Annotated in this window: 10 protein-coding genes and 1 pseudogene; 4 read left to right on the top strand and 7 right to left on the bottom strand. The window is 72.3% G+C overall.

Annotated elements, in window-relative coordinates; all coding sequences use genetic code 11:
• The 4 genes from AC1DUQ_RS15570 to AC1DUQ_RS15555 all read right to left on the bottom strand — a co-directional run.
• The coding region (locus tag AC1DUQ_RS15570) for a glycosyltransferase family 2 protein (RefSeq protein WP_477074094.1) at positions 1-1,402 on the bottom strand (1,402 nt) is incomplete at its 3' end.
• On the bottom strand, positions 1,399-2,112 hold the full coding sequence (locus tag AC1DUQ_RS15565) for a histidinol-phosphatase (protein ID WP_477061187.1): 714 nt from the start codon (positions 2,110-2,112) through the stop codon (positions 1,399-1,401). The genes AC1DUQ_RS15570 and AC1DUQ_RS15565, both read right to left, overlap by 4 nt.
• A complete protein-coding gene (locus AC1DUQ_RS15560) occupies positions 2,109-3,077 on the bottom strand; it encodes an ATP-grasp domain-containing protein (protein WP_477061186.1) in 969 nt (322 codons plus the stop codon). The genes AC1DUQ_RS15565 and AC1DUQ_RS15560 overlap by 4 nt, the downstream gene beginning before the upstream one ends.
• On the bottom strand, positions 3,074-4,156 hold the full coding sequence (locus AC1DUQ_RS15555) for a PIG-L deacetylase family protein (protein ID WP_477061185.1): 1,083 nt from the start codon (positions 4,154-4,156) through the stop codon (positions 3,074-3,076). The genes AC1DUQ_RS15560 and AC1DUQ_RS15555 overlap by 4 nt, the downstream gene beginning before the upstream one ends.
• A gap of 205 nt (positions 4,157-4,361) precedes the next feature.
• Between AC1DUQ_RS15555 and AC1DUQ_RS15550 the strand changes: the two genes are divergently transcribed.
• Both AC1DUQ_RS15550 and AC1DUQ_RS15545 read left to right on the top strand, forming a co-directional pair.
• The gene (locus AC1DUQ_RS15550; protein ID WP_477061184.1) at positions 4,362-5,519 is read left to right on the top strand and encodes an LLM class flavin-dependent oxidoreductase; all 1,158 of its coding nucleotides are present in this window, start codon (positions 4,362-4,364) and stop codon (positions 5,517-5,519) included.
• A gap of 31 nt (positions 5,520-5,550) precedes the next feature.
• The gene (locus AC1DUQ_RS15545; protein WP_477074093.1) at positions 5,551-6,225 is read left to right on the top strand and encodes a CE1759 family FMN reductase; all 675 of its coding nucleotides are present in this window, start codon (positions 5,551-5,553) and stop codon (positions 6,223-6,225) included.
• Here the strand turns inward: AC1DUQ_RS15545 and AC1DUQ_RS15540 are convergent.
• Together AC1DUQ_RS15540 and AC1DUQ_RS15535 are read right to left on the bottom strand one after the other, a co-directional pair.
• Positions 6,146-7,225 (bottom strand): annotated as a pseudogene (locus AC1DUQ_RS15540) (ScyD/ScyE family protein); the annotation flags it as partial. The gene AC1DUQ_RS15545 and the pseudogene AC1DUQ_RS15540 sit on opposite strands and share 80 nt — an antisense overlap.
• 209 nt (positions 7,226-7,434) lie before the next feature.
• Complete coding sequence (locus AC1DUQ_RS15535) at positions 7,435-7,710, bottom strand: iron-sulfur cluster assembly accessory protein (protein ID WP_477061181.1); 276 nt, start codon at positions 7,708-7,710, stop codon at positions 7,435-7,437.
• Positions 7,711-7,871: 161 nt separating this feature from the next.
• Between AC1DUQ_RS15535 and AC1DUQ_RS15530 the strand changes: the two genes are divergently transcribed.
• Together AC1DUQ_RS15530 and AC1DUQ_RS15525 are read left to right on the top strand one after the other, a co-directional pair.
• On the top strand, positions 7,872-8,261 hold the full coding sequence (locus tag AC1DUQ_RS15530; protein WP_477061180.1) for a nitroreductase family deazaflavin-dependent oxidoreductase: 390 nt from the start codon (positions 7,872-7,874) through the stop codon (positions 8,259-8,261).
• Positions 8,262-8,269: 8 nt separating this feature from the next.
• Positions 8,270-8,650: an iron chaperone gene (locus tag AC1DUQ_RS15525; RefSeq protein WP_477061179.1), complete on the top strand. Its 381-nt coding sequence runs from the start codon at positions 8,270-8,272 to the stop codon at positions 8,648-8,650.
• A 48-nt stretch (positions 8,651-8,698) separates the two neighbouring features.
• Here AC1DUQ_RS15525 and AC1DUQ_RS15520 read toward each other — a convergent pair.
• Positions 8,699-9,543 (bottom strand): M15 family metallopeptidase (locus tag AC1DUQ_RS15520; RefSeq protein WP_477074092.1); only part of this gene is annotated, 845 nt, incomplete at its 5' end.

Here is a 9,543-nt window from a genome sequence, read left to right as displayed (position 1 = left end):
TGATCGCGCAGAGCACCGGACCGAAGCCCACCACGTAGAGCAGCGGGAGAGCGAGCCACCGCACCGGACGGACGCGCTCGAGGATCCGGATCACCCACGCCAGGAGCATCGCGAGCACCGACCAGGAGTAGAGCGTGAGCGTCCACAGCGCGCGGCCGGTCTCGGTCATCTCGAGCCCGAGCAGCGCCGGGAGGCGTTCCTCCCAGAGGTTGGGGAACCAGGCCGCCGTCATGACCACGAGCGCGCCGAGACCCGGGAACACGATGCCCTGGAACCACGACCGGCGGGCCGTCTCGCGGTCGAGCAGGAGGGTGGTCACCGTGATGAACACGTAGGCGCTCACCGCCACCCACCAGAAGCCCTGGAACACCGCGGTGGCCGTCACGCTCGCCACGAAGTACAGGCCGACCAGCCCGATCGCCGCCAGCGTCATGGCCACCGGGAGCAGGTAGATGGCGAACCAGATGATGCCGAAATCGAGGTTGCCCAGGTTGTGCACCCGGGAGGGTCGGAACCAGATGCGGGCGAAGGTGCGGGTGATCTGCACGTTCCCGCGGGCCCAGCGCACCCGCTGCTTCCACAGGGCGGTGACCGTGTCGGGCTCCTCCGCCAGCACCACCGCGGCCGGCTCGAACACCACTCGCCGCCCGTTCAGCTGCGTGAGGAACGTGGTGTAGGTGTCCTCGGCCAGCGTCGAGGTGTCCACCTGCCCGCCGACCGCCTCGAGGTTCTCCCGCGAGTGCAGCTGCGCACCGCCCGCGAGGCAGGCCATCGCTCCCATGACGTTCTGCGCGCGCCGGGCGGCCGCCTGCGCGGTCACGTACTCGTAGCCGATGAACCGCGCGACGCTCCCCGGCCGCCCGCTGCCCTCGCGGATGAACGCCGTCACGGCCCCCACGTTCTCGTCGGCCAGGTGCCGGGCCATCCGCCGCAGGGAGTCGGGGCGGTAGATGACGTCCGCGTCCATGATGAGCAGCGCCTGCATCCAGTCGTCGTCCAGCGCGTACCGGATGCCGTGGTTGAGGGTGTGGGCCTTGCCCTGACCGCCCTGCTCGCGGCGCAGGTGCACGATGCGGTCGTCGTACTGGGCCGCCTTGGCGCGGACCACGTCGGGGGTGTCGTCGGTGCTCGCGTCGTCGACGACGAACACCTTGAGCCGGTCCGGCGGGTACTCCAGGCTCATCAGCCTGTCGAGGGACGCCGCGAGCACGGCCCCCTCGTTCCAGGCGGGGACGATGACCACGACGCGCGGAAGGTGCGGTGCCGACGACGTCAGGTGGTTGCGGAACGCGTGCACGGGGACCAGGAGGTACTGGTACAGCCCGGCGAGCACGGGGATGACGCCGATGCCCACGAACGCGACGAAGATCGCGACCAGCGCGTCCTGCCCGACACCCGTCATCCCTGCACCCAGCTGTAGACGCCGACGTCCGAGGCGACGTGCGCGTCGGTGGACGCGACGAGCTGCACGCCGGCCGCCCGCCAGCGGTCCGTCGCCCGCGGACCCGGGCAGCGCCACTTCTCGTTGACCTCGACCGTGGTGCCCGTGGCGACCGCGGCCCCGGCCAGCGCGTCCAGGAGCTCGTCGGGGACGTCGTCCTCGGTGAGGCCGATCTTGGGCAGGATCGAGAACGGGTGCGCCAGCTGCGCGCGGCCCACGGCGTGTATGGCACGGATGGTGGCGGTGACCAGCAGCTCGACCACGTCGACCGGGGCCAGCCCCGCGTCGATCCGCTCGCGGGTGGCCCGCGGGCTCCAGGGGCCGTCCGGTCCGGGCACCTGGTGGTCGGCCAGGAGCACCCGGTCCGCGCCGCCCGGCGAGCCCAGCGCGGCGAGCACCTCCGGCGGAGCGTCCACCGCGCCGGACGCGTCGAGGATCTTCGCCTCCACCCCGGTCAGCACCGTCAGACCCTCCAGCCGCGGCAGGGCGCGGACCACCGAGAGGAACTCGGGCACGTACGTGGTGGAGACGCGCACGTGGTCGACCATGCGGATCTCGCGCAGGCGTGCGACCTGCGCCGCGGCCAGGTTCTCCGCGGGCGTGCTGACGGCGTCGTCGGAGAACGTGGAGTGGACGTGGTGGTCGCCGTCGGTGGCAGGACCTGCGCTCATCGTGGCGGCAGGACGTCAGCGATCGGCAGGAAGACGTCCTCGAGGTAGCGCACGTTCGCGATCTCCTGGAAGTCGACGTGGTCGGGCACCGGCCGGCCGAGCACCGCGTCGAGCGTGAGGGACGGCATGTCGACGCCGGCCGCGATGGTCAGCGGCATCGCGCCGGGGAACCGCGGGTTGACCTCGAGCAGGGCCGGGCGGCCCTCGACGTCCCGCTTGAGCTGCACGTTCGCCACCGTGGTCAGGCCGATGGCGCGCGCGACCGCCGAGGCGGTCTCGACCAGCTCGTCGTCGTGCACCGTGACGCCCGCGACCGCGACGCCGGAGTCCACCCGCAGTCGGGCGCGCGGCACGGCGGCGATCACGCGGCCGTCGAGCCCCGCCAGGACGTCGACGGAGTACTCGTCCCCGGGCAGCAGCTCCTGGACCAGCAGGTCCTCCTCGGCGTCGTGCACCGCGTCGAGCTCCGCCTGCGTGCCGATCAGCCGGATCCCGCGCGAGCCCGCGCCACGGCGGGGCTTGACGATCACCGGGAAGTCCCAGCCGGAGACCGCCTGGGGAGTGCCGATCAGCTCGGTCCGGGGCACCCGGACGGTCCGCGCGCACGCGGCGGCGAGGGCCAGCTTGTCCAGGCAGGTCTCGAGCGTGCTCAGCGAAGGGGACGCGAGGATCGTGCCGTCGGCGAGCAGCTCGTCCCGGGCGGCGGCGAGCTTGGGCAGCTCGACGTCCACCGTCGGGAAGAGCACGTCGACGCGCTCGTCGAGACAGAGCTTGCGCACCACGTCCACGAAGTCGGCGGCGCGACCGGCCGGGACCAGGTGACGCGACCCGGCGTCGACGAGGTAGAGCGCGCTGGCCCACCGGTCCATGTCCGCCGCGATCACCTCGACGTCACCGCGACGCTGCAGCGAGCGGATCACCGCGACCCCGGCGGGTCCCCCTGCACCCGTGACCAGGACCCTCATGCGTGACCTCCGTGCCCGTCGACCTTCTCGGCGGCGGGGGCAGCGGCAACGCCGATCGCCCGCGCCTTGCTGCTCAGCATCGTGGCCGCCCGCACCATCTCCAGCGGCTCGGCGTACTGGCCGCCCCCGAACCGGGACCAGTACCGCGCGGTGGACCGCACCAGCTCGGGGTCCATGTAGTCGCGGTGGGACTGCGACTCGAACGCCGCGAGCATCTGCAGCTTGGCGTCGAGGAACCCGTCGACCGGCACGAACCGGGTGGGCCGGAAGTCGATCGTCGACGACGGGCTCTGGAAGCACGCGAGAGACGGCACGCGGCGGGCGGCGACGTCGACGGCCTGCCGGACCGCCCGGTGGTCCTGGTGCCGGTCGTGCTCGCTGTGCGTGTAGACGACGCTCGGCTCGACCTCGGCGATGAGCGCCTCGATCGTCGTGATGAGCCCGCTCGCGGGGTCCAGCCGCGTGTCCTCGAAGTCGTGCAGGTACAGCCGCGCGCCGATGACGCCGGCCGACGCGAGCGCCTCGTGCCGGCGGGACTGCACGTCGCCGCCGATCGCCCCGCCGGACAGGGTGAGGATGACGACCGTGTCGCCGGCCGCGCGGTGCGAGGCGAGCGTCGCACCGACACCGATCTCCACGTCGTCGGGGTGGGCGCCGACCGCCAGGACGACCTCGTTGCTGCCCATCGCCGCGCGCTTGACACGCCCCTCGACCGCGAGCGCGGTGACCCGGTCGAGGAGGGTCGCGGCCGCCACGGGCTTGACCAGGAACTCGTCCGCGTCCCGGCGCAGCGCCTCGACGGCGTAGTCGACGCTGGCGAACGCGGTCATGACGGCCACCGGGGTGCCCGCCGCCCGGGACCGCAGCTCGACCAGCAGCTCCAGTCCGCTCATGCCCGGCATCTGGATGTCGGTGAGCACCACGTCGAACTCGTGCGCGGCCACCTCGGCCAGGGCAGACATCGGTTCGTGCACCACGGTCACGGCCATCCCGCCGCGACGCTCCAGCACCGTCCGGACGTACTGTGCAGTGTCGGCGTCGTCCTCGACAACCAGGACCCTGATCTGCTCGTTCGTCACTCCGTACAGCCCTCCGTCGACGCCCCCGTCGGCCCCACGGTATAGGGGGATGCCGGGGACGGCCCCTCGGGACCCTGTGGGTCGGATCACGCTTACCGACATGGACACGCGTCCAGTTTTCGAGGCGGGAATACGACAGGGGGTGGTCCTGTTGAGCGGCAAGTACATGCAAACGCATGGAACTCTCACCAGAGCGAGGCGCGAGATGCAGTTCGGGATCTTCACCGTCGGCGACGTCACCACCGATCCGACCACCGGCCGGACGCCGGACGACACGGAGCGGGTGCGCAACATGCTCACCATCGCCCAGCACGCCGACCAGGCGGGTCTGGACGTCTTCGCGACGGGCGAGCACCACAACCCGCCGTTCGTGCCCTCGTCGCCCACCACCATGCTCGGCTACCTCGCGGGCACGACGAAGAACATCGTCCTGTCGACCGCCACGACGCTGATCACGACCAACGACCCGGTCCGGCTGGCCGAGGAGTACGCGATGCTCCAGGTCATCTCCGACGGCCGGATGGACCTCATGATGGGCCGCGGCAACACCGGCCCCGTGTACCCCTGGTTCGGCCAGGACATCCGCCAGGGCATCCCGCTGGCGATCGAGAACTACGCGCTGCTGCGCCGCCTCTGGGAGGAGGAGGTCGTGGACTGGCAGGGCAAGTTCCGCACGCCCCTGCAGGGCTTCACGTCGACCCCCCGCCCGCTCGACGGAGTGCCGCCGTTCGTGTGGCACGGCTCCATCCGCAGCCCCGAGATCGCCGAGCAGGCCGCGTTCTACGGCGACGGCTTCCTGCACAACGCGATCTTCTGGCCGCTCGAGCACGCCGCGCAGATGGTGAGCTTCTACCGCCAGCGCTACGAGCACTACGGGCACGGCCAGGCCGACCAGGCGATCGTCGGGCTCGGCGGGCAGGTGTTCATGAACAAGAACTCGCAGGACGCGGTCAAGGAGTTCCGGCCGTACTTCGACAACGCGCCCGTCTACGGGCACGGTCCGGCGATGGAGGACTTCATGCGCGACACCCCGCTGACCGTGGGCAGCCCGCAGCAGGTCATCGACCGGTACGGGAAGTTCCGCGACCAGGTCGGGCACTACCAGCGCCAGATGTTCCTCATGGACCACGCCGGTCTCCCGCTGAAGACCGTGCTCGAGCAGATCGACATCCTCGCCACCGAGGTCGTCCCGGTGCTGCGCGCCGAGGCCGAGTCCGCCCGTCCGGCGCACGTGCCGGCCAACCCCCCGTCGCACGCCGAGCGGGTGGCGAAGGCCGTGGCCGCGGGTACCGTGCGTGAGCAGACGGTGACCGCGACCGACGAGTACACCGGCCTGCGGGCCGAGGACTCCCTCTCTTCCTGATCGACTTCTTCGGGCACTGGAAAGGACCACGATGAGCGACCGCTCGATCGTCGTCATCTCGGCCGGGCTGTCCCAGCCCTCGTCGACGCGACTGCTGGCCGACCGCCTGGCAGACGCGACCGTCACCGAGCTCGCCGCCCGCGGCATCACCGCGCACGTCGAGACCGTGGAGCTGCGCGACGTCGCCCACGAGATCGTCAACATGACGCTCTCCGGCTTCGCGTCCGGCGCCCTCACGGACGTCCTCGAGAAGGTCGCCGCGGCGGACGGCGTCATCGCCGTCACGCCGATCTTCTCCGCGTCCTACTCGGGGCTGTTCAAGTCGTTCGTGGACATCCTCGACAAGGACGCCCTCGTCGGTCGGCCCGTGCTCGTCGGCGCGACCGGCGGCACCGGCCGGCACTCGCTGGCGCTGGAGTACGCGCTGCGCCCGCTGTTCGCCTACCTGCGGGCCGACGTCGCCGGCACGGCCGTGTTCGCGGCCACCGACGACTGGGCCGACGGTGGTGGCGACGACGTCAACCCCCTCACACGCGTCGGGCCCGTCGTCGTGCTCACTTCACGCGCAGCGACACGATCTTGCCGTCGCCGAACACGTCGGTGGACACGTACAGCTTCCCGTTCGACCAGTCGAGCCCGGCCGGCTGGTTCAGCGACACGAGAGGCGTCACCACCCCGCGCCTGCTCACCGAGGAGACCTGGTTGACGTACAGCTCGGCGACGTAGACGGTGCCGTCCGAGCCGATCGCCAGGTTGGTCGCGCCGGAGAAGCCGGTGGCGAACGGCTTCACCGCGCCGGTCCACGGGTTCACCCGGTACACCGCTCCGAGCGGGCCCAGGCTGCCGTCCTCGGGACCGCCGGGCAGCGACGACACGTAGAGCCAGCCGTCATGGCCCAGCTCGACGTCCGTCGGCACCGGCTCGAGGTTGTACTGGTGGCCGACGACGCAGTCGGGCAGCCCGAGCGCCCCGGCGATCTCCGCGGTGACCTCGACCGGCGTCGGAGGCAGGACGGCGACCGTGCTGACGCGCCCGCGGTGATCCACCTTGAGCACCGCGTTGGCACCCGCGTCGGCGACGTAGGTGACACCGGGCAGGCTCAGGGAGCCGTAGGCGTGGCTGTCCACGGCACCCGTGTACGGGGCGAACGGCGGGACGAGGGTCGCGGCGCACGCGGGGTCGAGGTCGGTGAACGCGTACCCCTGCTCGCCGTCCGGGTTGGCCTGCTGCTCGTACGCGAGCAGGTCGGCGACCACGCGGATCTGCCCGTCGTGGCCGCGGCGCTTGAGCACGGAGGACAGGACCTGGAACTGGTCGCCCGCCCGCTCCGCCCACGTGACCGAACCGAGCAGCGTCGAGACCGCGGCGACGTCGGTGCCGGTCGACGGCGACAGCTCCTGCGGCGCCTCACCCGGCCGGATGCTGACCAGCGTGCCGGCGAACGCCTGCCCGACGTACAACGTGCCGCGCCGATCGAGGTCGAACGTCAGTGGGGTCACGAGATGCTCGGCGACGGTCGTCGGCTCCCCGGCGGTCGGCGGCTTCGGGCCGTGCCCGTGGCCGGGATGCCAGCCGCCGGCCAGCTCCTGCACGGTGGCACCGCGATGACCGAAGCCGTCCTGGTCGGCGGCGGACGCCGGAAGGCCGGCGACGAGCAGACCGCCCACGGAGAGCGCGGCGACGGCGATGGACCTGGTCCCCCTCATGCTTCCTCCTCGTCGAGAAAACATCGCCCGCGTCGTCGGCAACCGGCTGAACTGTCGGTGGGATGCGGACGAACCGCCCGAATCGGGCGCCGATCCACTATGAACCCGCTGTGGATCGGCTGTCCAGGTCGGAGCTGAGGGGCGCTCCCCGCCGTCGGTGGTCCTGCTCCGTGCACCCGGCCGGTCGTGCCCCGGCGCGGGCGTGGCGGTTACTGCGGGCTGAGGGTGAAGGTGGAGCCGGCCTCGGCGGGCTCCACGTCGAGACGCTGGTCGGCCAGGGTGAGCGACGCCTCGGGGTCGACGTAGACGCGGGTGGACCCGTCGGTCACCACGTCGTCGCCCGGGACGGGCTCAGGGACGAGTGCCAGCTCGAACCCGCCCGCCTCCTGCTGCGCGATGCGCAGGCCGCCCGTCTCGTCGGGCAGGCCGGCCTGGGTGGTGAGCGTGTGGACGGTGGACAGGGCACTGTCGGTCAGGGTGAGCACGAAGGCTCTCCTCTCGGTTGCCGGTGGCGCCACCCTCGCGGGCGGCTCGTCGGACGCCTCCACCGTGCCCATGGGCGCACGCGGCCCGCAACTCGGCGTCCGCTGGGCGAGACCACGTGCACCCGTGCGGCCGCCCGCCTCTGCGCACTACGGTCGAGGGCATGCCGATCCCGCTCCGGGTCGCGCGGTTCAACCGCCGGGTGACCAACCCCCTGCTGGGGACGATCTCCGACTGGCTGCCGCCGTTCGCGACGCTGCACCACGTGGGACGCTCCAGCGGGCGCCGGTACCGGACTCCCGTCTTCGCGTTCTCGTCGCCGCGCGGTGTGGTCATCGCGCTCACCTACGGTCCCGACGTCCAGTGGCTGCGCAACGTCGAGTACGGCGGCGGGGCGCGCATGGTCCGGCGCGGTCACGTCCTGGCACTGACCCATCCGCATCGCCTGCACGGTGCGGCCGGAGCCCGGCTCGTGCCCCGGGTGATCCGCGCCGGCTTGCGCCTGATGCGGGTCGACGACTTCGTCGACCTCGCCGCCGACCCGCGTCCGTAGGAGGAGCCATGCCCCGCGAGGGATACCCCGCCGCCACCGTCGAGGAGTACCTCGACGCGATCCCGCCGGCGCAGGGAGCCGCGCTGCGCGTGGTGCGCGACCGGCTGCTCGCCGTCGTCCCCGACGCCGAGCAGGTGATCTCCTACCAGGTGCCGACGATCCGCTACCGCGGGGCGGGACTCGTCGCCCTGTCGGTGGCGAAGTCGCACTGCAGCCTGCACCTGATGAGCCCGCCGCTCGCGCGGTCCCTGACCGGGGTGCTCACCGAGGGGAAGCTGTCCGGGGCCACCCTGCAGTTCGACGCCGGGTCCCCGCTCAGCGACGAGACCGTGCGGCTGGTCGCCGAGCGCCGCATGGCCGAGGTCGACGCGCGGCTGTCGCCGGCCTGAGGGCCGTCAGCGGCCCGTCGAGCGCCGTCAGCGGCCCGTCGAGGGCCGTCAGCGGCCCGTCGACGAGAAGTGCTGGTAGTCGATCGGGGACTCCCAGTCGCCGCCCCACAGCCAGCCGACCGACGCGAAGGCCCGGACCACCGCGTCGCCGCCGTGGATCACCCCCGGGCTGTCGGGCCGGTCGGCGAACGCGCGGCCGTCGTCGGGCGCCACCGACGATCCCCGGACGTACGGGTTCTCCACCGGGTTGAGGTCGATCGCCCGGCCATACGCGTGCTCGGACCACTCCGACCCGCCCGTGATCGCCCGGCAGTTGAACGCCGACGTGTTGTCCGCCGCCATCGAGTCGTCGTCGCTCGCGCCGAAGTCGTCGACCAGCCGCATCGACCGGACCGGGTAGCCCGCGTCGAACAGGGCCCGGAACACCGTGACCATGTCGTCCGCCGCGTCGGCGTGCACCACCAGCTCGCCCTGCCGGTCGACGCCGTCGAAGCCGCGGTGCGTGACCGTGACGTAGCGCAGGTCCTCGAGGGGCACCGGGCAGCCCGGCCGCCACGACGGCTCCATGCGGGCGGCCAGCTCGGGGGTGATCGGGGAGATCGCGGACGTGAACGCCGGCGGGAGGGCGACGACGGGGTCGTCGGTCGCCCCCGGGGCGCTCGGTGCGGTCACCGGCGTGGAGGTGGCGGTCGGCGTGACGGTCGGCCGCGGGGCACGGCTCGCCTGCGACGACGCGCACGCTGACAGCAGCGCGACCAGCATCACGACCATCCCCGTGCGCCCCCGGTGCCCCATGCGGACCAGTGTGGCCCGGCGACACCACCCCGCGTCGAGGCCCGGGTCCTTGGCCTTGACGCGGTCGGTCCACCCGCTACGACGGTCTGCCCACGTCG

The sequence above is a fragment of the Cellulomonas sp. P4_B5_2 genome, from assembly GCF_056402235.1.
This window is presented reverse-complemented; position numbering and strand designations above follow the sequence as displayed.